The 24,000-nt window shown below is 36.0% G+C and carries 22 protein-coding genes; 10 read left to right on the top strand and 12 right to left on the bottom strand.

The window, feature by feature from the left end; genetic code table 11:
• Positions 1 to 14: 14 nt before the first annotated feature.
• The 7 genes from B3L86_RS07620 to B3L86_RS07590 form a co-directional block, all read right to left on the bottom strand.
• Positions 15 to 1,064 carry a proline iminopeptidase-family hydrolase gene (locus B3L86_RS07620; protein ID WP_291117182.1) on the bottom strand — a complete coding sequence of 350 codons (1,050 nt, stop codon included), beginning with the start codon at positions 1,062 to 1,064 and terminating at the stop codon, positions 15 to 17.
• Between the two features lie 26 nt (positions 1,065 to 1,090).
• Positions 1,091 to 1,960: an SDR family oxidoreductase gene (locus B3L86_RS07615; RefSeq protein ID WP_291117179.1), complete on the bottom strand. Its 870-nt coding sequence runs from the start codon at positions 1,958 to 1,960 to the stop codon at positions 1,091 to 1,093.
• Between the two features lie 7 nt (positions 1,961 to 1,967).
• A complete protein-coding gene (locus tag B3L86_RS07610; protein ID WP_291117176.1) occupies positions 1,968 to 2,843 on the bottom strand; it encodes an ester cyclase in 876 nt (291 codons plus the stop codon).
• 67 nt (positions 2,844 to 2,910) lie between these two features.
• Positions 2,911 to 3,414 carry a nuclear transport factor 2 family protein gene (locus B3L86_RS07605; RefSeq protein WP_291117173.1) on the bottom strand — a complete coding sequence of 168 codons (504 nt, stop codon included), beginning with the start codon at positions 3,412 to 3,414 and terminating at the stop codon, positions 2,911 to 2,913.
• A gap of 38 nt (positions 3,415 to 3,452) precedes the next feature.
• The gene (locus tag B3L86_RS07600; protein ID WP_291117170.1) at positions 3,453 to 4,199 is read right to left on the bottom strand and encodes a hypothetical protein; all 747 of its coding nucleotides are present in this window, start codon (positions 4,197 to 4,199) and stop codon (positions 3,453 to 3,455) included.
• 21 nt (positions 4,200 to 4,220) lie between these two features.
• Positions 4,221 to 4,937 (bottom strand): hypothetical protein, encoded by a 717-nt coding sequence (locus B3L86_RS07595; protein ID WP_291117167.1) that lies wholly within the window; start codon positions 4,935 to 4,937, stop codon positions 4,221 to 4,223.
• 144 nt (positions 4,938 to 5,081) lie between these two features.
• Positions 5,082 to 9,200: a hybrid sensor histidine kinase/response regulator transcription factor gene (locus B3L86_RS07590; protein ID WP_291117164.1), complete on the bottom strand. Its 4,119-nt coding sequence runs from the start codon at positions 9,198 to 9,200 to the stop codon at positions 5,082 to 5,084.
• A gap of 1,127 nt (positions 9,201 to 10,327) precedes the next feature.
• Between B3L86_RS07590 and B3L86_RS07585 the strand changes: the two genes are divergently transcribed.
• On the top strand, positions 10,328 to 10,753 hold the full coding sequence (locus B3L86_RS07585) for a hypothetical protein (RefSeq protein WP_291117161.1): 426 nt from the start codon (positions 10,328 to 10,330) through the stop codon (positions 10,751 to 10,753).
• A gap of 21 nt (positions 10,754 to 10,774) precedes the next feature.
• Here the strand turns inward: B3L86_RS07585 and B3L86_RS07580 are convergent, their stop codons facing one another.
• Complete coding sequence (locus tag B3L86_RS07580; RefSeq protein WP_291117158.1) at positions 10,775 to 12,361, bottom strand: SulP family inorganic anion transporter; 1,587 nt, start codon at positions 12,359 to 12,361, stop codon at positions 10,775 to 10,777.
• 226 nt (positions 12,362 to 12,587) lie between these two features.
• Between B3L86_RS07580 and B3L86_RS07575 the strand changes: the two genes are divergently transcribed.
• Positions 12,588 to 13,022, top strand: a complete 435-nt coding sequence (locus B3L86_RS07575) for an Hsp20/alpha crystallin family protein (RefSeq protein WP_291117156.1) — start codon at positions 12,588 to 12,590, stop codon at positions 13,020 to 13,022.
• A gap of 48 nt (positions 13,023 to 13,070) precedes the next feature.
• Here B3L86_RS07575 and B3L86_RS07570 read toward each other — a convergent pair whose 3' ends face one another.
• The 3 genes from B3L86_RS07570 to B3L86_RS07560 all read right to left on the bottom strand — a co-directional run bounded on the left by B3L86_RS07570 (position 13,071) and on the right by B3L86_RS07560 (position 15,149).
• A complete protein-coding gene (locus B3L86_RS07570) occupies positions 13,071 to 14,129 on the bottom strand; it encodes a nucleoid-associated protein (protein WP_291117152.1) in 1,059 nt (352 codons plus the stop codon).
• A gap of 43 nt (positions 14,130 to 14,172) precedes the next feature.
• Positions 14,173 to 14,532 (bottom strand): four helix bundle protein, encoded by a 360-nt coding sequence (locus B3L86_RS07565; RefSeq protein WP_291117149.1) that lies wholly within the window; start codon positions 14,530 to 14,532, stop codon positions 14,173 to 14,175.
• A 77-nt stretch (positions 14,533 to 14,609) separates the two neighbouring features.
• The gene (locus B3L86_RS07560; protein ID WP_291117147.1) at positions 14,610 to 15,149 is read right to left on the bottom strand and encodes an IS1096 element passenger TnpR family protein; all 540 of its coding nucleotides are present in this window, start codon (positions 15,147 to 15,149) and stop codon (positions 14,610 to 14,612) included.
• Between the two features lie 175 nt (positions 15,150 to 15,324).
• Here B3L86_RS07560 and B3L86_RS07555 point away from each other — a divergent pair, with 175 nt between their 5' ends.
• The 8 genes from B3L86_RS07555 to B3L86_RS07520 all read left to right on the top strand — a co-directional run bounded on the left by B3L86_RS07555 (position 15,325) and on the right by B3L86_RS07520 (position 23,364).
• Positions 15,325 to 15,519 (top strand): DUF6132 family protein, encoded by a 195-nt coding sequence (locus B3L86_RS07555; RefSeq protein WP_291117144.1) that lies wholly within the window; start codon positions 15,325 to 15,327, stop codon positions 15,517 to 15,519.
• Positions 15,520 to 15,583: 64 nt separating this feature from the next.
• Positions 15,584 to 15,850 (top strand): heavy-metal-associated domain-containing protein, encoded by a 267-nt coding sequence (locus tag B3L86_RS07550; RefSeq protein ID WP_291117142.1) that lies wholly within the window; start codon positions 15,584 to 15,586, stop codon positions 15,848 to 15,850.
• Between the two features lie 32 nt (positions 15,851 to 15,882).
• On the top strand, positions 15,883 to 16,866 hold the full coding sequence (locus B3L86_RS07545) for a c-type heme family protein (protein ID WP_291117139.1): 984 nt from the start codon (positions 15,883 to 15,885) through the stop codon (positions 16,864 to 16,866).
• A gap of 219 nt (positions 16,867 to 17,085) precedes the next feature.
• Complete coding sequence (locus B3L86_RS07540; protein ID WP_291117136.1) at positions 17,086 to 18,399, top strand: TolC family protein; 1,314 nt, start codon at positions 17,086 to 17,088, stop codon at positions 18,397 to 18,399.
• A 37-nt stretch (positions 18,400 to 18,436) separates the two neighbouring features.
• Positions 18,437 to 19,516 carry an efflux RND transporter periplasmic adaptor subunit gene (locus tag B3L86_RS07535; protein ID WP_291117133.1) on the top strand — a complete coding sequence of 360 codons (1,080 nt, stop codon included), beginning with the start codon at positions 18,437 to 18,439 and terminating at the stop codon, positions 19,514 to 19,516.
• An 84-nt stretch (positions 19,517 to 19,600) separates the two neighbouring features.
• Positions 19,601 to 22,843 carry an efflux RND transporter permease subunit gene (locus tag B3L86_RS07530; RefSeq protein WP_291117130.1) on the top strand — a complete coding sequence of 1,081 codons (3,243 nt, stop codon included), beginning with the start codon at positions 19,601 to 19,603 and terminating at the stop codon, positions 22,841 to 22,843.
• 6 nt (positions 22,844 to 22,849) lie between these two features.
• The gene (locus B3L86_RS07525; protein WP_291117127.1) at positions 22,850 to 23,158 is read left to right on the top strand and encodes a hypothetical protein; all 309 of its coding nucleotides are present in this window, start codon (positions 22,850 to 22,852) and stop codon (positions 23,156 to 23,158) included.
• Positions 23,159 to 23,175: 17 nt separating this feature from the next.
• Positions 23,176 to 23,364 (top strand): YgaP family membrane protein, encoded by a 189-nt coding sequence (locus B3L86_RS07520; RefSeq protein WP_291117124.1) that lies wholly within the window; start codon positions 23,176 to 23,178, stop codon positions 23,362 to 23,364.
• Positions 23,365 to 23,414: 50 nt separating this feature from the next.
• Here B3L86_RS07520 and nudK read toward each other — a convergent pair whose 3' ends face one another.
• On the bottom strand, positions 23,415 to 23,996 hold the full coding sequence (nudK, locus tag B3L86_RS07515; protein ID WP_291117121.1) for a GDP-mannose pyrophosphatase NudK: 582 nt from the start codon (positions 23,994 to 23,996) through the stop codon (positions 23,415 to 23,417).
• Positions 23,997 to 24,000: the final 4 nt, after the last annotated feature.

The following is a 24,000-nucleotide window of genomic DNA, read 5'->3' as shown; positions in this document are numbered from 1 at the left end:
GTATAACTAATATTTTATTTAAATTGTTGGTTATTAACATCTTTAATAAATTTAACTAAACCTGAAAAGTAGGTCTTTTGGTCGTCATAAAAAGCCAAGTGACTTCCGTTTTCACAGAGCAGTAAGCGACCGTTTGGGAGCTCGTTGGCCACCCATTCCATGTGTTTCGGGTCCATCGTGTCATGGGTACCTGAGATGACTAATGTGGGTGTTTTAATCGATTTAAGACGATCGGTAACGTCCCAATTTTTGAGCGTAGCGTTTCCTGTCATCCCAAACTCACTGTGCCCTTGCATATAGACATAAATGTTGGGGTTTAAATGGTTGAACATCCGATTAATCGGTTCCGGCCACGCTTCTAGCGGTAGACGTAGTATGTGTTTGGTATAATAATGATTCATCAATAATTCGGCATACCTCGGGTTACCGAAATCACCGGCCGCTTCTAACGCTTTGATTTCCTTTAATATTTCGGGGTCCAATTTCGGCCCCAATACTTCATTGGCATATTTGCCATAGTCGGGAGCACTCATCATCATATTGGAAATGATCAATCCTTTTAAATTCTGTTGGTATTTTAAGGCATATTCCGCAGCGAGTATGCCACCCCAGGAATGCCCCAATAGATAAAAATTGTCTTTGGTGAGGTTTAAAGCCACACGAACTTGTTCCACTTCTTCTACAAAACGTTCGGTAGTCCACAAAGTGGAATCATTGGGTTTATCACTGTAATAGGAATCCAATTGGTCATAGTAGATGTATTCAATTGCTTCGTTGGGCAGGTAGCCATCAAACGCAGCAAAACATTCGTGCGTACCGCCCGGACCGCCATGTAATAACAGCACCCTCATTTTGGGGTTGTTTCCCACGCGTTTGGTAAAGACGTTAAACGTTCCTTTGTCGGTGGTAATGGGAATCATTTTGATACCGCCAGTTAGTTGGTCCTCGCTGTTGGAATAATCCAAATAGGAGGAAGGTGGGTTTTCCTCAGCGGAGTTCGCTTGTTTTTCGTTACAAGCCATTACGGTAATAACAAGTAAGAGTGTTACAAATTTTGTTTTCATATGCAAAGTGTGGTTTGGTTACAACTTTAGGCTTTCACGCCGTCCCAATCGGATAAATAAAAGGCTTCTAACACCCCTTTTCGCAGCGGTTCGACGGCGTCATTGATATGTCGGGTACCAAAATCCAATCCTGCGACATTTCGCAACGGTCGTGAACCTGCGGGAGCATTGATAAGAGCTTCAAAGAGTTGCACCACAATCATTGGGTCGGTTGGTGCTTCTTCATCGGCAAAAGCAGCTTGTGTTTTAGTTCCGAATTCGGCACTAAAAGCCCCCACATGTTCGTAGGCTTTTACAATTTCATCGTCTTTAGCCGTTATCAGACTTGGAAAAAAGTTGGTGGAAAAGGGACCGGGTTCAACAACAGCCACATCAATACCCAGCGGAGCAAGTTCATACCGCATGGCTTCACTTAAACCTTCCACGCCCCACTTACTGGCATGGTAAATACCAAACCCGGGAACAGCTAAGCGTCCCGCAATAGAACTGAGTTGAATGATTAGTCCTGATTTTTTGGCACGCATGCCGGGAAGCACTGCTTTTGCCATTCGAATAGTGCCCACGATGTTTAGGTCCAATTGAGCCAGACATTCCGCTGCCGAAAACGCTTCTACGGGTCCGCCAAATCCACGACCTGCGTTGTTGATTAAAACATCCACGGTGGGTATTTGGGTCATAGCAACGCTGACACTTTCATCAGAGGTGACATCTAAGTCGATTACGTCGATTTTTAAATCATGGGTTGTAGCAAAATGCTGTAATGCCACTGCTGCATTCGCATTAGAACCGGCTGCATTCCGCATGGTAGCATACACTTGATGGCCTTTTTCGGCGAGGTATTTAGCGGCTTCAAATCCGAAACCGCTACTGCACCCTGTAATAAGTATTTTTTTCATACCGCGTTTATTTAGCTAAAGCATCATTGAGTTTTTTTGTATCTACATACTGTTGAAAAGCGGTGACTTTCCCGTCTTTTAGCGTCCATAAATGAGCCACTTGAGCGTTGTAAGCCTTCCCGTTTTTATATTTTCCTTTATAGCGTAACGTAGCCAGTACTTTATTATATGACATTTCGTGTAGCGTGATTTCATCTAACAAGAAAGAATCGTGCTCTGCATCAATTCGGGCAAAGACCCCATTGAGCACGGCATCCGGACCTTTGTAAGGGTTGCCGTCCGCGTATTTGTTGCCCTCGGCTTCATTCCAAACAACATTCGTATCCAAACCACCCAGAACGGTGGGAATATCACCTTTAGCAAAAGCTTTGTAGAGTTTGTCAATCACGCTCACATTTGCAGGATCAGAAAGCAAACCCAGTTGTTGCATAAAAGGCAGGCTGTCCATAAAGTCGAGTTCGTAAGCAATCTTTCCGTTTTTCATTTTAGCAATGGTGACACCTTCCACATCTACCGCTTTACCCGTGGGTGGCACACCAAAAAAGACGCCGGTATGTTTTCCTTTAAATTGCCAATGCTTGACAATTTTATCACCTTGACCAAAGATTTCCACGATGGTAAAATGGATATCTGAAAAGCCCGTCAGGTAATTTTGGTAGTGGGCTTTGAAATTTTCAAGGCCTACCACGTTTTGTGGACTGGCTACCATGGTGATGTTGGTGTCAAAGTGGGTGGCATTAATTTGGTCAATTTGTCTTTTGTTGACAATTTCATCCCAAACTTTAGCGTACATTTTGATGTTGTTTTCGGTGGTGTTTTGTTGGGCAAATAGACTGGTGCTACTCCATAGGAGGAGTATAATAATACTATTGTAATTTTTCATTATAAGAGGGTTTAGATTACTGCATAAAGTCCGTTTGAAATCAAACGGACTTGGTAATGGTGTGGTATTATTCGTTGGCCACCGATGGTGTCGCTACAGCCGTTGTATCCGCCTGCTTCATTAAAACCATGGTTATGGCACTGTTGTCCCAATAGCCGTGCTCCTTCACAATTTTACCGTTACTGAAACGAGCGGTTAGGTGCACGGGTATTTCGTAGAGTTCGTTGTTCAATTTTAAGCGGCCTTGCCATAGCCCCCAGTAGTTCACCCAGGTTTCCCCTTTGTCGGTAACTACCATTTCATATTCCGATTCTTCGGGAACAAACCCATAAGAAATAAACAAGGTTTGGTCTTGTTTATTAGCTTCAATCATTTGAGCTACTGTTTTTGCATTTTTCTTCGTGACATTCATCATTACTTTGGCCGTATCGGCATAGTGTGAGGCCAGTTCTTCCCAGTTGGCCATTTCATAATCTTTCAGAGCTTTTTTATAGGTCTCAATTTCAGGAGCCGTTTGTGTATAACGGTCTTTTTTGGTTTCGCAGGCTATCAGTATAAGTACAGCAAGCAAAAGGATGTTTAGTTTTTTCATTGTACTGTTTTAGGTTATTATTTTATATAGGATAAATCGCGTCGGATGGTGCCTCTACGTGTTTCCATTTTAAAGGTATTTGCGTTTAAGGCATCGTTGAGTTTTACCCGTTCTTCTCCAAGGAGTTTGTTGTTTTCTTCTACCATTTTTTTAAGTTCCTCCTCGTTTGATGCGGCATAGGAAATCAGTATATAGGCTTCCGGATTTCCAAAACCACTAAGGTAGATACGGTAGTGCAATTTTGATTTTTTCTTTTCGTTCAACGTTTTGAATTGTTCGGCCGTTTTTAAAACGGCATCAAAATCCTTTGGTTCATAGTAATAGAGGTAATTGGTTCTGAAATCTTTACCGTCTATCATATTCACTAAGCCATACGGCATATAGGATAGGGTAGTACTCAAATTGAGAATGTAATCGCCATGACTGGGATAACATTCATCAAAACTTTCAAACATTTTGATGAACGCTTCACCCCCCATTTTTTCTAAGGTATTCGAATAAGGATTGATTCCTATTTCCGTCATGCTGTTAAGAGGAGAAATTGCATGGTATTTGAAATCATCAGAAACAAACATGACCCATTCTTTTTCCTCTTTATTTTCTGCCGCTAAATCTGCTAACTTTTTAGCCAAGACTTCATAAACTTCCACTTTGCCGGGATAGACATTGTCTACATGCACACGGTAGCGAATTGAATTTTGAGCCACAGCTGTTGAGAAAAAAAACAGCAACAGGATAGTTAAAAAAAAAACAGCATTTTTCATAACGTTACTTTTTAATTTACTTTATTTACTTAATTCATCGTGCAGTATATAGAGATACGACCATTCTTTTTCAATGAGTTTGGCGTTGGTTTCTCTCATTTGGTTGGCTACTTTTAAGCCTTTTTCTTTTTCAATCAATTTCCATATGTTGTCGCGTTGGATGTCCATATCCGCAAAACTTTTGAATGGGGTAGAGAAAAGATAGGAGGGAGAATCCGGATGTCCGCCCATAAAGCGGTAGATATAACTACGTGGGCTACCTTCTACTCTTCTTATGAACGCCTGACGTTCTTTAATCCCTTCTTCAAAGGCTGCAGCATTGTTGACTTTAACCGAATAAACCACTACCATTTTGGTTCCTTCCAACGGAGCTCTACTCAAGTCCGGTAAGTTTCGAGCGGTAGAATAACTGATTTTTTCCACGTGAGGCATGATGTGGGTAGTTACAAACGATTGACAATCGTCGCCCGCTTTGTCTTCTTTGTCAAACGCAGCCCAATTGTCCAACATACTGGTCAATACATACACGGTGCCTTCTCCCTGAAAGCGTTGCCATAGATTCCAGCCTTCGGTGCCGTTGTTTTTTTCGTAGCATTCTTTATATAATTTCACTGCTGCTTTGAACTGGCTGTTGTGGCCGCTTTTGACTGTAATTTCAGTCATGTTCAAAATCTTACCCGGGTTTTGAGCTACTAACATTAGTGGAAAGAGTAGCAACAAATACATTACATTTTTCATTTTTTGGTTATTTAATTGGTTATTAATAATCCAAAATTAACTACATGGCGGTAGAATAAGTTGTATAAATCTTGCAACAATAGGTACTTTTATAGCATTGGTACTCGCATTCATAATTCTTGTTTATATTCATAGAAGTTCCTTTCATTTTACTGTTTTTTTATAAGATGATGGGGAACAACCAAACTGATTTTTAAACGCACGTGAAAAGTACGTTTGGTCACTGAACCCTGTTTGATAGCATATTTCAGCAATATTTCCGGCATTTTGAATTAGTAAATCGGCTGAATGTTCCAAACGAATACTGCGTATCAGTTGTCCCGGAGCCTGATCGAGTAATGCCACCATTTTTTGATGGAGTTGCGAAGGACTCAAGCACATTTTTTGAGCCAACAGCTCTACACTAAAATTGGCATTATCCATGTTGTCTTTGATGTAGTGTATCGTTTTTTCTAAAAACAGTTGGTCTACCGAAGACACGGCTACCTGACTTTTTTCTACTTTAAAGCTTTTTTGAAATTTGAGGCGGAGTTGTTCCCGTTGATCCATTAAGTTGGCCATCGTGATTTTAAGTTCTTTACTGTTAAACGGTTTAGTGAGGTAGGCATCCACGCCATATTCAAGCCCTTTTAGTTTATCATCCAACGTGGCTTTTCCTGTCAATAGGATAATGGGGATATGACTAGTCAATTCGTCGTTTCGCAATTGCTCTACCATGGTATAGCCATCCATTTCCGGCATCATGATATCGGCAATGATCAGATCTGGTATGTGTTTTTGCGATTTTAGAATACCTTTTTTATCATTTTCGGCTTCAATGATTTTGTATTTGTCTTTCAGTTGTTGTTTTAGAAACAAACGAATGTGTGGGTTGTCATCCACCAAAACAATTATTTTTTTAGGTACCTCTTTGGCATTTTTAATTGCTGCTACTTTTAAATCAGGTACAGCGTCATGAAATATCATTTCTTTTTTTATTGGTTGTTTCAATGGTATATCAACCACTATTCCGATGGGCAGTTCGATTATAAAGGTGGTTCCTTTATCATTATTACTATCTTCATTTCTAATTACATGTACTTTACCCTTATGGAGTTCAATTAATTCTTTCACTAAGGTAAGTCCAATACCCGTACCTGCAAATGGTTTCGTATCGGAGTTGTCTGCCTGATAAAAGCGATTGAAGATAAAGGGTAAGGCGGTAGGTTCAATACCAACACCATCATCTTTTACAGTAATGTAGACGGTGTTGTTGTTTGTAGTAACGCTCACCACGATGGTGCCGTTGTCATTTGTGAACTTTAACGCATTGGACAACAAATTCAGGATGACTTTTTCCATTTTTTCTTCGTCATAGTTGATATGAATCGTTTGACTTTCTGTGGTAAAGCTCAAGGTGATGCCTCTATTTTGACAAACCGCTTCAAGCGAATACACCAAGTGTTCGATAAAAGGAACGATGTTGTACGTCTTACTGTTGAGTTGCGTGGCTCCCGCTTCTAATTTGGAAATGTCCAGGAGTTGGTTGATTAATTTCAACAACTGCTGCGTGTTTTGATCGATTTGATGTAATTGGTTTTTAATTTTTGAGGCGTTGTGGTCTTCCATCAGTTGTTCAATATTTCCACGAATTAGTGTGAGCGGTGTTCTGAATTCGTGCGAGATATTTGTAAAGAAACGAGTTTTCAGTTGGTCAAGATTACGCAGTGTTTCATTTTCATTTTTATCTTTTTCAATTTTGGCTTTCCATTTTAATCGTTTCATTTCATAGTTTCTTATGCGGTATAACACCGCTAAGAGGATGAGGAAATAACCCAAGTAAGCCCACCAGGTACCGCTCCAATGGGGTAACACTTGAAAAGAGACGGTGGTCACTTTTTGATTCCAAACACCATCGTTATTGCTTCCTTTTACTTTAAAGGTGTAGTTTCCGGGCGGTAAGTTGGTGAACGTGGCAGATCGGCTTTTGTCGATATAAATCCAATTGTCGTTAAAGTTCTCCAGTTGGTAAGCAAACTTATTTTTTGCAATGGCTGAAAAATCAAGAGCTGCAAATTCAAAAATCAAGATGTTGTCCCGATGAGAGAATTGGAGCTTTTCCTCGTAAATGGAATGAATTTCACGGGTTTCTGTATAGTCTTTTTTGGATTTGTTCTCACTGTAAATTTTGATTCCTGTGATGGCGACTGAAGGCAAATAAGGGTTGTCTTGAATCTGTTCGGGGAAAAAGTAATTGACGCCTGAAATACCTCCAAAGAACAGTTCCCCTTTAGCACTTTTATAAAAAGCTCCCGTATTGAATTCATTACTTTGTAAACCGTCATGCACATCATAGTTTCTGAAGGTCTTGTCTTTCGGATTGAATTTAGAAATCCCTTTGTTGGTGCTCAACCACAGGAAGTTTTGACTGTCGGGAAGAATGCCATATACCACATTGTTGGGGAGTCCGTCTTTTTGGGAGAAGTGGGTAAAAGTTTGGTGTTTTTTATCAAATAAATTTAAACCCCCGGTGGTACCAATCCATAAAAAGCGAGACGGATGATAGGGATCGGGACAAATCACATTCACATTATTGTTGCTTAAACTCTTTTCATTTTCGGGGTTGTTCAAATAGGTGTGAAAACTTTCTTTTACGGGATTGAAGGCCATCATTCCATTTTTGGACGCAATCCATAAGATGTTGTTTTCATCTTCATAAATGAAGGACTGCACGATGAAGTTTTCGGCACTGTTATTTTTAATAGTATAATTTTTAAAAATACCTTTGTTGCGGTCAATTATTTTAGATAAGTGGTTTTCGGTAATCACCCAAATCGTCCCATTTTGCGATTCAAAAATAAAGGAAGCTCCTTTTTTGGGTAAACTATTGGGATTATTAGGGTCATTTGCAAATAAAACCGTTTCTTCTGTTTTGGGGTTGTAGCGAAACAAACCTTCTGTGGAACCTATCCACAACGCATTGTCTTTTGATTTGAGTAAAGAAGACACACTGGTGTTGCCAAAATGCTTAAGATTTTTGGAACTGCTTTCAAAAGTTTTGAGTTGGTTTGTTTTCCTGTCCCAACGGTATAGTACTTCGGCACCAATCCAAACATACCTGTCGTTTTCTTCCACAATGGAGCGGATACTGAAACCGGGAATTCTGGAATTTAAGAAGTCTTTTCGATTTAATTTTCCAAACCGGTTGGCTTTGGGGTCGTAGTAGTTGATACCCATTCCCGTGGTACCCACCCACAGCATATTGGAATGGTCGATAAACAGACTGGATATGCTGTTGTAATTTAGCGATTCCGGCAATAAAGGGTCGTTTTTAAAACTTTCGTATTTTTTGGTTGTCTTGTCAAACCGCATCAATTCAGCTGCTGTAGCTAGCCAAAGGTTACCTTTTTTATCTTCGACAATTTCTTTTATATTGCCCCAGCCGTATCGAAAGATGTTTAAATGATGGGGGTAGAATTCATAGGAAAAGTCAAGGGTGTTAAAGAGCACCAAGCCCGATCGAGTACCTAACCATAATTTATTTTTATCCGCTTCGGCTATGGAACCAATTCCAAAATCTTTGTCGAGGCCGAAGGTGCTTTTGTGTTGTACCTCAAAATAAAAGGTGGCCATTGCTTCGTTTTTCATGTGCATTCGCGTTAAGCCATTGGCAGTCGCAATCCATAGCATACCTGAATCGTCTACATGGAGTTTTGAAATGTTGTTGTCGCTAAGATTGAAATTACTTTTTGGGTTTTTGTAAATCTGGGTAATTTGATTCAGCTTGTAGTGCTCCTCGTCAAAAGGGATTTTAAAGATTCCGTTAGATTTTGTGCCCACCCAAATCGTGGCGTTTTTATCTTGAGTGATGTTGGTGATTTCGGCGGTATTTTTACTCATCGCATGAGCCAAGGGTAAATAAATACGTTGAAAGTTGTTGGTTTTTTTATTGTAGTTGTGCAAAACGCCATTTTCTGTACCAATCCACAGTGTTCCATTTCTGTCATTAAATAAGGTAGTAATGTAATTGGAAGCCAAGGAGTTTTTATCGGAAGGGCTGTGTTGGTAAATCGTAAACGTGTAGCCATCGTAGCGATTCAGGCCATCTTTGGTAGCAAACCACATAAAACCATCGCTGTCTTGTGTGATAGAAAATACTACATTTTGGGACAAGCCTTCATTGATGGTTAATTTTTGAAAACGCACGTCTTGAGCGGACACTACCCACGAAAAAAGAAAGAAACACGAAAGCAATCCAAGTGTTTTGTTTTGTAAAAGATTCATCGATGCTGTATTATTCTATAAGTAAGCGTATGAATCGATTTGAGGGAGTGTTGTGCGAAATAAAAAATAAATGTAATAAAATTAACGATATGATTTTTAAATTATTAGTTTATTTTGTTAAAATTATGATTAATAATTACTATTAAGTTTGATATTCCCTCGATTGTAATTAAATAAATTTGATTTTTGATATGGTTAATTTATCTGTAAAAGCTAAATTTATTGGTAAATTATGCTATAGTTATAAGTGTTATTTTTGCTGAAAATTTGATTTTGGAACCATAATAAAATTTGAGTAATCCCTTTTAACCATTAGTTGGTTTTATAATTGAGAAAATTAAAGTTGTTATTCTTTTTCTTCATTTTCTAAAAAATGTATGGCTGTAACTTATATTTTTTTTATTTATTTTCATTGAGGTTTCAAATTTTATATTTACTGATTGAATTGAATCTAATAGAATAAAGTCTAATAAATAACCTTTATTTACAAGTAGTACATAATCAGGTATTTGTTTTTTTATGTTTCACAAAAAATGAATTTCGTGAACTCTTACTCTTATAATATCCAAAGAATGGAAAACTCCAGCTAAATAAGAAACTCGATACAATTTATACCTATAAAGCTAATAGTTTTGTGTTAGGCACAAAATCCTTTTGATGGAGTACTTTCAAATTCCTCTTTACTGATTCATACTCTACCATGATAAGAAGATTAAAATATTTCAAGTGGCATGCTAGCAATAATATAATTATCTTCAAATTTCAAAAAATATCTATCTAATTTATTTCTAACTTTTTCTGAAAATAAAACAATTTTCTCCTTCCTTTATTGAGCTGATTTTGCTCAATTAAATTTGTAATTTCAACTTGATTCATCTATTTGAGTAATGAATTTTCATTGTCAATGGGCATAGTTTTGTAGTCAATCATTTTTTAATCAGATATCTTTTTTTTCAAACACCTGATTTATTCGTTAATTCATATTTCAAAGAACTTTTAATTATATTTGTCATAATTATTGTTTTTTTATGTAATTATAAGGATGTGAAAAAAAGTATATTAATTTATGATATTTTTTTAATTTTAAATAATTATACCTAACGGATTTTAATATTTTATTTTTAAATATGGAAATTATAAAAGATTACTTTTTTTGGATTATCTTCTTTGGAAGTATTCTTATCATATTTATTATTAGAATAGTTATTCGTAAACCAAATTTCATGCGTTCGATGTATGAACAAACAGTAGAAATTTCATTAAATGAAAATAGTGTAAGTTTATTACAAGAAGCAATGAAAAGAGCTGGTTTTAAAGACGTGGATTTCAATTTGGAAGACAAAAAATTTTATGCAACTACATCTTTTTCAATGAGTTCTTGGTTTGAATATATCGAAGTTAAGATAATTCCTTTGGATAATAAACTTCAATTACATTTTAGTTCAATATGTGGTTATCCTTATCAAATTTATGACTGGGGAAAAAACAAAGAAAACTTTGAACGTTTTCAAAAAGAGTTGATGAAAATGACCCAAATAAAAAGCCTCGATTAAATTTTTGAGGCTTTTACTTTTTTATAATGGCGAATTGTCAATGACCACTTTATAAGTTGGATCTTCCATGATGTTGACATCAATAATTGCTTCCGCATTTTTTAAGAGATTGATACAATCTTTACTCAAATGCCTTAAATGCACTTCTTTACCTTGTTTGGCATAGCGATGTGTAATAACGTTAACCGCTTCGATAGCCGACATATCCGCAATTCTACTTTCTTTAAAATCGATGATAACCACTTTTGGATCTTCTAAAATATCAAATTTTTCAGAAAAAGCTTTAGTTGAACCAAAGAATAACGGACCGAAAATTTCATAATGTTTTACCCCATTTTCATCCACATATTTTCTGGCACGGATTCGTTTTGCATTTTCCCAAGCATAAGCTAAAGCGGCTAATATTACACCAATTAAAACAGCAACCGCAAGATTGTGTGTGATGGCTGTTATTAAGGTAACTAAAACCATCACCACCACATCAGATGTTGGCATTTTTTTGAAGGTTTTTAAACTCGCCCATTCAAACGTTCCGATGGCAACCATAAACATCAATCCGACTAAAGCAGCCATTGGTAATTTTTCAATGAGACTAGAACCAAACATGATAAAAACCAAAAGCATTATTGCGGCTACAATTCCTGAAAGTCGAGCTCTGGCACCGGCAGATGTATTAATTAAACTTTGTCCAATCATCGCACATCCTCCCATTCCTGAAAGTAATCCGGAGAAAATATTAGCAGTACCTTGTGCCACACATTCGCGATTACTTCGTCCGCGAGTTTCTGTAATTTCGTCAATTAAGTTTAACGTCAACAAACTTTCAATTAAACCAACTCCCGCAACAATAGCAGCATAAGGAAGAATTAATAGAAAAGTTTCTGTTGTAAATAATGGAATAGTAAAATTGGAAAGAGGAGGAAATCCACCTTTAATGGTTTCACCTTCGTTCAAAGTATCTGCAACGGTCATTGTGTCAATTCCAAAACCGATTACGATGGCTGAAACTACAAGTATTGCAACTAAAGAAGAGGGCACTATTTTGGTTAATTTTGGTAACCCCCAAATGATAAACATGGTTACTAAAACCAGTCCGAGCATCAATAAAAAAGCACTTCCTTCCAATAAATTATCTGTTCCTTTTTGGTAGAAGTTTGGGAATTGAGCCATAAAAATAATGATAGCCAAACCATTCACAAAACCAAACATAACGGGATGTGGTACCAATCGAATGAATTTTCCCAGACGGAATAATCCAAACAAAATTTGAAGAACCCCACCTAAAATTACCGTTGCAAAGACATATTGTAAGATAGTTTCCTGTGTAATATCCGGAAACGTATTTTTAAGTTCAAGAATTAAACCAACAAAGATCACGGCAATAGCACCGGTTGCTCCGGAAATCATTCCGGGACGTCCACCAAAAACTGCGGTAACTAATCCCATTACAAAAGCAGCATATAATCCCGTTAGCGGTGAAAATCCCGCAATCATAGCAAAGGCAATTGCTTCGGGAACTAAGGCTAATGCTACGGTTGTACCGGAAAGTATTTCTGTTTTATAATTTACTTTTTGATTTAAATCAAATAGATTAAATAATTGTTTCATTTTAAAAATTTAAGGAGTGCAAAAATAGACTTATTAAAAAGGAATACCAAGCTAGTTTTTTGATTAATGAAAAAATGTCAGCTATTTATCTTGTAATCAGTTGGTTTAACTGATAAAATGACGTGATTTAGGGTGTTAAAATGCCATCTTGACCGAAAAAATGATTTGGTCTGTTTTTTGTCATTTTAGTAAGTGAAAACAATGTTTAATTTAAATATTTTAAACCATGACACTAGTTAAAACAAACAACCGATTTGCGTTTCCATCTCTAATTGATGAGTTTTTGAAACCCGACTGGATGGGTGGAATGGAACGCTTTAATGTGAATGTTCCGGCTGTGAACATCAAAGAAACCGAAACCAATTTTGTTGTAGAATTGGCCGCTCCAGGAAAGAAAAAAGAAGACTTCAACATTGAGTTAGATGACAATGTGTTGACCATTTCTTCTGAAGCAAGCGTTGAAAACGAAGAAAAAGACAAAGATGGAAAATATACTCGTAAAGAGTTTAGCTATTCTTCTTTCAAACGTTCTTTTACTTTACCGGATATTGTAAATGAATTTGACATAAACGCAACTTATGAAAACGGCGTTTTGCACATCACTTTACCAAAACGTGAAGAAGCATTGCCAAAACCTAAACGAATGATTGAAATTGGTTAACCGTTTTTTAAAATGAAAATGCACTCGTTGGAGTGCATTTTTTTTTGATTATGATTTTTGTTCTTTATTAAAATAAACCAAGTAGTAATACATTTGCTTTTCCTCATCCCAGCCTTTTTCTACAAATTTTTCTGCACTTTCAGGGTTGATGAAATCGAGTTTAATTTGAATGTTGGTATCTAAATTAATCACGTTTTTAATTTTCTTTCTTGCATCAGAAACAGCAGCATTAGCGATCGGGAAATTGGTTACATCTTCTATGCTGTATTTTTCGCCTTTATCCACTTTATAGCTTTTGAATTCAGGAATCAAATCGGGATTATCCATGACTTCATTCAAGAAATTGGTTTCTTCAAATTCATCATTCTTCGCAAAATAATTCACGGAGCGATTCATAAACATCACTTCTTGTTTTTTATCTTCGGCAGGAAAAACAACATCTTTGGCAAAATCCTGACAAAATTTCAAGTATTTTTTGGTGATGAAATTTTCATCTTGAAAAGCATCAACGCTTAAAAAATGTTCCAACCAATAACGAGCATCGTAGCGATTGCTGTCAACCGTTAGAATTTTATAACCTTCGTCTTTTTTGTAATTAAAAATCAAACAACCTTTATCCAATTTATTCAAATTGATGCCGTGTTGCAGCAACATTTCTAAATTTGTCCCTTTTTCTTCAAATTGTAAAAAGTCGGATTGTAACTCACTTTTGAATACACCAATCGCATCCACTTGATTGTTATCAATCGTTAAATGTGTAAAATGAACCACATAAACTTCACCATTTTTAATGTGCGGATGATTGGATTGTTCAAACAAATGTTTCGTAATTTTTTTTGAAACATCATGTATCGTTGATGGATTTTCAAAAACTTCCGAAGCCAATTTGAACATATCGTTATATTCTAAATCAACTTCGTGAGCAAATTGGTAATAGTTTTCCTCTTTCTCACGAAATGATTTCAGAAAAAACTCTTTTAACAATGGCGTAATTTCGTCATTGGTTTGATATGGATTTTCAGATAAAAAAATAGCTTCATTTCTACTTTTGTTTCCAACTCGGTGGATGGAAAGAGATTCGATGTGGGCGTTGAAAAGGTTGATCATGTTTTTTAGTTGCTGAGTTGCTGAGATACTGAGTTGCTAAGTTTTACTTTGATTCGTCAACTTTTTTGATGAATGAAACAAGCATAGCTTCTAGTTCTCTACTGAACTCGTATAGTTTGTTAAATTGATTTTCGTTTAAATAATTTATGTTTTTTGCAATCTCAATTTGGGTTTGATATTCAAAAAGTGAACTTAATGAAATTTTTAAAAATCTTAAAAATTCTTTATTTCCATCTCTTCCAAATCCTTCTGCAATGTTACTAGGGATCGAAATTGAACTTCTTCGAATTTGTGATGTTAATCCAAAAATTTCTTCTTTTGGGAATTCTTTTGTGGATAAATAAGTTTCTGTAACCAATGACATTGATTTTTGCCAAATGAGTAAAGATCTGAAATTTTTCATGCTTATAATTGTTTTAAATGGTTTATATATTTTATTTTCAGCTTCTCAGCTTCTCAGCTACTCAGCTACTCAGCTACTTAATTCCAATTCTCTTCAAACCCAAAATCTTCAAAAGAGTCATCTCCGCCTTCAAACATATCCAAATCGTCTTCGTCTAAATCGTCTTCAAATTCGGAGAACAAAGAATCGTCATCGGCTTCAAAAGTTGGATCGTTTGAACCAATTGGCATTAATCCGTGCGAGTATAAAAGTTCAGGATATGTAGCACCAGCTTGTTTTTCTTCGATGGCGGCTAATTCCACCAAAAATGTCCACATGTTCAGGAAATCATACACATAAATAATTTTGGTTTGCTTTTCATAGAGCATGTCTTCCAGAGATAAATCGCTCATGATTCGCATTTCACCCGGAACATCGCCAGTATCAAAAAGCGGAATTTCATCTTCTTGATTCCAGTTGTCATCACAGGTGTAAAAGGAAGCCATTTCGCTTCCGTCAAAGCCAAAAGCATTCACAATAGCATTGTGTAAATCTTCTAAAGTATCGGTGTTTTCAATGGCTAAATCTCTAAAAACATCATCTTCGTTATCGAGTATTACTCGTAATTTGTAAATCATTGTCGTTGCATTTTTACGGAAGGCAAAAGTAACGATTATTTGCGATTTATGTGGGAGTTATTCTGAATTGTTGAAAAGATTTTTTTCCAATTTAATTGTCTCATTACGTAACAAATGTTACTTATTTTCTACTGTAAAGCAACTATTTTTGTAGTAATTTAAAGGTTTATTTTTTATGAAAAAGAAAAGTTTGATTACAATTTTAGGTGTTTTAGTTGGAGCTGTAGTGGGTTATTTATACTATCATTTTGTTGGATGCAATTCCGGAACATGTTCCATTACTTCAAACCCGATTAATAGTATATTATATGGTAGTTTGATGGGTGGATTATTTTTTAATCTTTTTGTGAAAGAAGAAAAAAGAGAATAATTGTGAGCATTATTTTTAAAACCTAAAAAATAATTACAAATCACGTTGAATAATTAAAAAAATTATGACATATCAATTTGAAGTTGAAAATATAAAATGTGGCGGTTGTATGAATAGTATTAAAACCGCATTACTCAAAATTGAAGGGGTTGAAAAGGTGGATATTATTCTCGACTCTGAAACAATTTTTGTAAACGGAAATGTAGATGCAGAATCAATCACATCAAAATTAAACGAATTGGGTTATCCGGAAAAAGGAAACAACAATTTGATTAGAAAGGCAAAATCATATGTGAATTGTGCTATTGGCAAGATGAGTAAAGAGGATTAAATATAATAATTTTAAAATTAAATTTTTTCTAAATGAAAATCATAACTCTATTTATTAGTTTACTTTTTTTGTTTTCTTGTACTAAGAAAAATAATGAAGTTTACCAATCTGTTTCAAATGATAAAGTGATAGGCACAGTTACCGACATATTGACAGTTAAAAAATTAATGGAAACCCATTGCTATTTATGTCATAGTCCAAATGCGGCAGAAAACCAAGGAAGAATTGCTCCGCCAATGGTTGCTATAAAAGCGAGATATATTGAAATTGAAGGATACAACAGAGATGAATTTATTGAAAATGTTGTGGCGTTTGTTGCCAATCCGACAGAAGATAAAGCATTGATGTTTGGAGCCATCAGAAAACACGGATTAATGCCAAAACAAGCATTTCCGGAGGGTACTGTAGCAAAAATTGCTGCTTTTATGTTTGATTATCAAATCGAAGAACCGGAATGGTTTAAAGCTCATTGGCAAGCTAATGGGAATAAAAGTTGGAAACAATCGGGTAAAAAATACGAAGAAATTGAAAATGAAAAAACCTATGCCGATGTCGGTTTAGAGTATGCTTTGGAAACCAAAAAAGTACTAGGCAAAAATTTGATGGAAGCGATTCAACAAAAAGGTACATTAGAAGCTTTGGTATTTTGTAATAGCCAAGCACTTTCGTTAACGGATAGTATGTCAATCAATTATAATGCTTCTATAAAACGTGTTTCAGACAAAAATAGAAATCCACATAATAGTGCCAACGCCGAAGAATTGAACTATATAGCTCAATTTAAAAAAGCATTGGCAGCAAATCAAGAAATAAAGCCGGTTGCCATTGAAAAAGGAAATAAAATTCAGTTTTATTATCCCATTGAAACAAATTCCATGTGCTTGCAATGCCACGGAAAACATATCAAACCCGAAATTTCAAAACAAATTTTAAAGTTTTATCCAAAAGATTTAGCTGTTGGATACGATGAAAATGAAGTTCGTGGTATTTGGAGTATAACTTTTGATAAGAAGTAATTTAGTATAAAGTTTAGCCAGAATTTAATGAATTTCAGTTGGTTCTTATTTTTAACAGTAAGTTTTTAATAAGTATAATTTTTTGAATTTAAATTTTGAAATCTACCCTTTGATATTTCCTTATCAAAGCCTTCTGTAACAATAGTTACACAGTAACATTTGTTACTTCCTATTGTTTTTTTGCGTTTTAAATTTGCCTCATAATTCAGTATAAATATTATGAGACAAATACAAAGAATAATTTTCACAGTAAGTTTTTTACTTTCATATTCGGTTTTCAGTCAAGATACTTTACAACTATCCAAAGCTGATTTAACAACCAAATTATCGGAACAAAATCTTCAATTGAAAATTTCTAAGCAAAGTTTTGAATTGGCTAGATCCGATTACCGTCAATCGAATGCTCTTTTTTTACCGAGTATTTCGGCTTCGCATACTGCCATTACAACAACCAATCCGTTGATGGCATTTGGTTCAAAATTGAATCAAGAAATTTTAACGCCATCCGATTTTAATCCGGCTTTGTTGAATGATCCAAGTCAAGTGCAAAATTATGCCACTCGAATTGAAGTGCTTCAACCGATTTTAAATGCAGATGGTTTATTTGAACGAAAAGCGGCCAAGTCAAAAATGGAAGCCTATCAATTGCAAACCGAGCGTACCAAAGAATATTTAGAATTGGAGGTAAACAAAGCCTTCATGCAATTGCAATTGGCTTATAAAGCGGTTGAGGTTTTAGAAAAAGCAAATTCTACTGCACAAGCCAATCTGAATTTAGTCAACAATTATTTCAAACAAGGCATGTTGCAAAAAACAGATGTGTTGGATGTGCAAGTTCGTGTAAATGAAATCACCAATCAATTATCATATGCCAAAAGTAATGTGCGAAACGCATCCGATTATTTGGCTTTTTTATTGAACGAAGATACCCAAGGCGGCATTTACAAACCAGTTGAAAATTTAGAAAACGAAATCAATCCTACGTTAGAAAATGCTCAATTATCAACATCAAGAAAAGATTTTTTAGCGATGGAAAAATCAACTGAAGCGTATAAAAATATAATGAAATCCGGCAAAATGAGCTTTCTACCACGTTTGAATGCATTTGGAACCTACGAATTATACGATACCCAAATCTTTCAATTTGGTGCAAACGGTTATACCATCGGAGCACAACTGTCTTGGAATGTATTTGACGGTTATAAATCCATAGGAAAATTTGAAAAATCAAAAGTAGAATTCCAAAAAGCACAAACTGAGGCAGAACAATACAAAAAACAAAGTCAGCTGGAATTAAACAAAACCAATCGCCAATTAGCCGATGCTCAAAATAAAGTGGCTCTTTCCAAATTGGCCTTTGAACAAACACAAGAAAGTTTTAGAATCCGACAAAATCGTTTCATTCAAGGCTTAGAAAAAACCTCGGATTTATTAATGACGGAAACACAAACGGCTCAAAAGGAATTGGAATACTTACAAGCGGTTTTTGAATACAATTTTACCAAAATGTATTTGGAATTTTTAACTAAATAATAGCATTCAACAAATCAATATACAAAATCACAACCTTATGAATATCAAAATAACATCTCTACTTATTTTTTCAGCAGCAATTTTATTTTCCTGCGGAAGCGACCAAAAAGAAGTTAAAACATTACCTGCTATTGCAGTTAAAGTAAATGGTTCAATAGAAAATTCTTCCAGTCCATTTGTGACGGCAAGTGGTAAAATTGAAGCTGAAAACAGTGCCAATGTCAGCACCCGAATGATGGGTTATGTAACCAAAGTCCATGTGAAAGTAGGTCAAAAAGTAGGAGCAGGTCAACTGTTAGTTAGCATCAACAATACCGATTTACAAGCCAAAAAAGCACAAGTTGATGCAGCCATTTTACAAGCAACTGCCGGTTATAACAATGCCAAAAAAGATTACGATCGTTTTGTAGCGTTGTTCAATCAACAAAGTGCTTCTCAAAAAGAATTAGACGATATGACCGCTCGTTTTGAAATGGCAAAAGCCGGTTTAGAAGGTGCCAAACAAATGCGTAACGAAGTTATGGCTCAATTTAATTATGCTAACATTACAGCTCCTTTTGGCGGAATTGTAACCAATACATTCATCAAAGAAGGCGACATGGCCAATCCGGGAATGCCGTTAGTAAGTGTAGAGGGTTCAGGTAAATTACAAGTTACAGCCATGGTTTCTGAAAGTGATATTTCAAAAATCAAACAAGGTATGACTGTTTCGGTTATCCTAAAATCATTAAATAAAAAAGTAGCCGGAAAAGTTTCGGAAGTGAGTCTATCAGCCAAAAACACCGGCGGACAATATCTAGTGAAAGTCAATTTAGATGAAATGGATAAAACTATCCTTTCCGGAATGTTTGTCAACGTGCAATTTCCAATTGAAAAATCATCAGATTCAAATGAAGGTTCAGAACAAGTTTTAGTTCCCGAATCGGCATTAGTAAAACAAGGTCAGCTCACCGGAATTTATACTGTTGCCAACAATACCGCCATTTTAAGATGGTTACGTATTGGGAAAACCTACGGCGATAAAGTTGAAATCCTCTCCGGATTATCTTCCAAAGAACCGTATATCGTTTCGGCAGAAGAGAAATTGTTTAACGGAGCAAAAGTGAGTGTTCAGTAAATAGTAAACAGTTTTCAGTCACAGTTTTCAGTTAATATTAACTTGAAACCTAAAACTTAAAACTTCAAACAAAAATAAAACAACATGCAAGAAGGTATCTCAGGCAAAATCGCCAATTTCTTTATCAATTCCAAACTAACCATTCTGTTGATGGTGGCCTTGATGGTGATTGGTATATACAGTTCGTTCTTAATTCCAAGAGAAGAAGAACCACAAATCAATGTTCCCATGGCCGATGTAATGATTGGTTATCCGGGAGCAACACCGGCAGAAGTAGAAAGCCGTGTCATTAAACCGTTAGAAAAAGTGTTATCAAACATCAAAGGTGTTGAACATTTGCACAGCATGGCAATGAACGGTCAGGCGATGATTATTGTTCAGTTTTATGTGGGTGAAGACATTGAGCGTTCTTATGTAAAATTGTATGACGAATTAGCCAAACACGAACATATTTTTCCGCAAGGCGTTTATAAACCGATGGTAAAAACGCGTTCAATCGATGATGTTCCGATGTTGGGATTAACGTTATGGAGTGAAAAATACGATGATTTTGAAATTCGACAACTGGCAGAAGAAGTTACTTCGGAAATTGAAAAAGTGAAAGATGTAGCTATTACCAAAGAAATTGGCGGACGAACCCGTGAGTTGAAAGTGGTTTTAGACAAAGACAAAATGGCCGAAAACAAGGTGGATGCGTTAGGAATTATGCAAATGATTCAAGCCAACAACGGTTCTTCGCAGTCGGGAAGCTTTGTGCAAAATGACACGGAATATTTAATCACTACCGGAAAATTTTTATCCAATGCCGAAGATGTAGAAAATTTGGTGGTGGGAATAAATCAAAATATGCCGGTTTATTTAAAACAGGTGGCTTCCATTCAAGATGGACCTTCTACAGCAAGAAGTTATGTTTCTTTTGGGTATGGAAAAGCGAACGAAAAGTTTGCCAATAAACCAAGCGAATATCCCGCGGTTACTATTTCTGTAGGAAAAGTAAAAGGTGCCGATGCAATGAAAATATCGGATAAGATTTTAGAAAGAGTAGAACAACTCAAAACCAATTTAATTCCCGATGATGTGCATGTGGAAGTTACTCGAAATTATGGGGAGACGGCTTCACACAAAGTAGGCGAGTTGTTATTGCATTTGGGTGTTGCCATCTTGGCTGTAACCATATTAGTGATGTTAGCCATGGGCTGGAGAGGCGGATTAGTAGTTTTCTTTTCCGTTCCGTTGACTTTTGCACTGACTTTATTCAGTTATTATTTATTAGGTTATACGTTGAATAGAATTACACTTTTTGCCCTTGTTTTTGTGGTGGGAATTGTGGTTGACGACAGTATCATCATCGCCGAAAACATGCACCGGCATTTCAAAATGAAGCGATTACCATTTAAACAAGCTGCCATTTATGCGATTAATGAAGTTGGGAATCCAACCATTTTAGCGACATTCACCGTAATTGCAGCGATTCTTCCGATGGCTTTTGTATCCGGAATGATGGGACCTTACATGAGTCCGATGCCGATTGGAGCTTCTATTGCGATGATTTTATCGTTGTTTGTTGCGTTAACCGTGACCCCTTATTTGGGTTATCATTTATTAAGAGAAAAAGACGAACAAGCACACAAAGAAGAACAAGGTTTAGAAACTTCTCGTATTTATAGAATTTACAACAAATTAGAACGACCGTTTTTAGAAAGTTCTAAGAAAAGAATGGTCATGTTGGGAATTACGACGGTATTGCTAATAGGTTCGGTATTGATGTTTTTTACCAAATCGGTGGCCGTGAAAATGTTACCGTTTGATAATAAAAATGAGTTTCAAGTAGTGATTGATATGCCGGAAGGCACAACATTAGAAAGAACAGCAGCGGTTACCAAAGAAATTGCTCAATACTTGTCAACCGTTCCGGAAGTGGTAGATTATCAAAATTATATAGGAGCTTCTGCACCGATAACATTCAACGGATTAGTGCGTCATTACGATTTGCGAGGAGGAAGCAACATGGCAGACATTCAAGTGAATTTATTACACAAAGAAGACCGTGATTTACAAAGTCATGACATTGCCAAAATCGTTCGTCCTGAAGTACAAAAAATTGCCAAAAAATATGGTGCGAATGTAAAGATCATTGAAGTTCCACCCGGACCACCGGTACTTTCTACTTTGGTTGCAGAAATTTACGGACCAAATTATGAAGAGCAAATTAAAGTAGCTCACCAAGTAAAAACCATTTTAGAAAACACTCCTGATATTGTAGATATTGATTGGATGGTGGAAGATGCTCAAATTGAATATAAATTGGAAGTGGACAAAGAAAAAGCCATGTTGAACGGAATAGCTCCGCAACAAGTGGTGGGTAATTTGACGTATTTGTTGCGAGAAATGCCTGTTTCCAATTTGTATGACGAACGTTCTAATAACCCGGTTGGAATTGTATTATCGCTTGACGATCAAGATAAAACGTCGTTGCAAGATATTCAAAACTTGAAAATTAAAGGTTCACAAGGAAATGTGATTCCCGTGAGTGATTTGGTGAAAGTAACGAAAAGTACCCTGCAAAACACCATTTACCGTAAAGACCAAAAACGGGTTGTTTATGTTACCGCAGACATGGCGGGAGATTTAGAAAGTCCGGTGTATGCCATTTTAGGAATGGAAGAAAAACTTAAAAAAATGAATTTGCCAAAAGGCTATTCTATCAATGAATTGTATATGGAACAACCATCCGATGAAAGTAATTTTACTGTAAAATGGTATGGAGAATGGCAAATTACCTTAGAAGTTTTCCGAGATTTAGGAGTGGCTTTCTTAGTTGTAATTTTAGTAATTTATATGTTAATTGTAGGTTGGTTTCAAAACTTCAAAACACCCATTGTGATGATGTTGGCCATTCCGCTTTCGTTGGTAGGAATTGTGCTAGGACACTGGTTGTTAGGAGCTTTCTTTACGGCAACTTCTTTCATCGGAATGATTGCTTTAGCCGGTGTGATGGTTCGAAACTCGGTTTTATTAATTGATTTTATAGAAATTAGATTAAACGACGGAATCGAATTAAAACAAGCCATCATTGAAGCCGGAGCCGTGCGAACCACTCCAATTTTATTAACCACCGGAGCCGTTGTAATTGGAGCTTCTATCATCTTATTTGACCCAATTTTTCAAGGATTAGCGATTTCGTTAGTTGCCGGAGCGATTGTATCGACACTCTTAACTTTAATTGTTGTTCCCTTGATTTATTATATCACCGAACGGAAGAAATGGGAACATAATGAAATCAAAAATACAGATGAAAACACTGAACAGGATAATAATCTAAATTAAGAGATAATGAAACTATTAATAATCACTGCCGTGCAAGAATTTGGACTTGAGGTAAAAAAGCAATTAAAGGAAAATGGAGTACAGACCTATTCCTATCGCGAAGTAACCGGATTCAGAGACAGTACCATGGATGCAGTAGAAACTAATTGGTTTGCCACAGAGATGAATGAAACCACATCCTTGTTGTTCTTTGCTTTTGTAACGGAACAACAAACGGAATCCATATTGTTAGAATTGAATCGATTTAATCTTACTTGCGAAGTACATTCAAAGATTCATGCTTCCATTGTTCCTATTGAAAAAACAACTAATTAAACAAAACTAATTTTATTATGAAAAATCGAATCGTGAGAGGTATAGCCGGAACGTTTATCTTGCTCAGTATTTTGCTGGCGATATATGTAAACATCAATTGGTTATGGTTTACCGCTTTTGTGGGGGCCAATTTATTACAATCATCCTTAACCAAATGGTGTTTGATGGATGATATTTTAACTAAAGTTTTTAAAATTAAAGATTGATTTTTTGGTTGATTGAAAATCGGACAGCTGTTTTTTTGTTGTCCGATTTTTTAGTTTAGAATGGATTGACTCTTAGCATGCAACAATAACATTATCGTCTTCGCATCTTTAATTTTTCCGTCATAAACCATTTTTAAAGCTTGGTTAAAATCGAGTTCTAAGACTTCAATATATTCGTGTTCTGTGGCTAAACCACCTCCCTCACTCACTTTCATTTCCGGTTGATATTCGGCTGTAAAAAAGTATAAAATTTCGGTTACAGCTCCGGGCGACATATAGGCTTCAAATACTTTTTTTACCTCTTGAATGCGGTAACCGGTTTCTTCCTCGGTTTCACGTTTGATGCAGTCTTCTGCATTATTTTCGTCTAAAAGTCCGGCACAAACTTCAATCATCATGCCGCTTTCGTTTCCGTTTAAGAATGTAGGTAATCGAAATTGACGGGTTAAAATGACGGTTTGTTTTTCTTTATTGTACAACAAAATTGCGGCTCCGTTTCCACGATCATAAACTTCTCTGCGTTGCATTTCGGGCTCGCCATTTTCGGGTGTAAATTCAAATGTGACTTTATTTAGTAGGTACCAATTATCAGAAAGTAATTCGGTTTTGGTGATTTGGATTTTTGGGTTCATTGAT

Source organism: Flavobacterium sp. UBA6135, assembly GCF_002428305.1.
GTDB lineage: Bacteria > Bacteroidota > Bacteroidia > Flavobacteriales > Flavobacteriaceae > Flavobacterium.
Note: the sequence above shows the minus strand (reverse complement) of the source record. Positions and strands in the feature narration are given on the sequence as shown.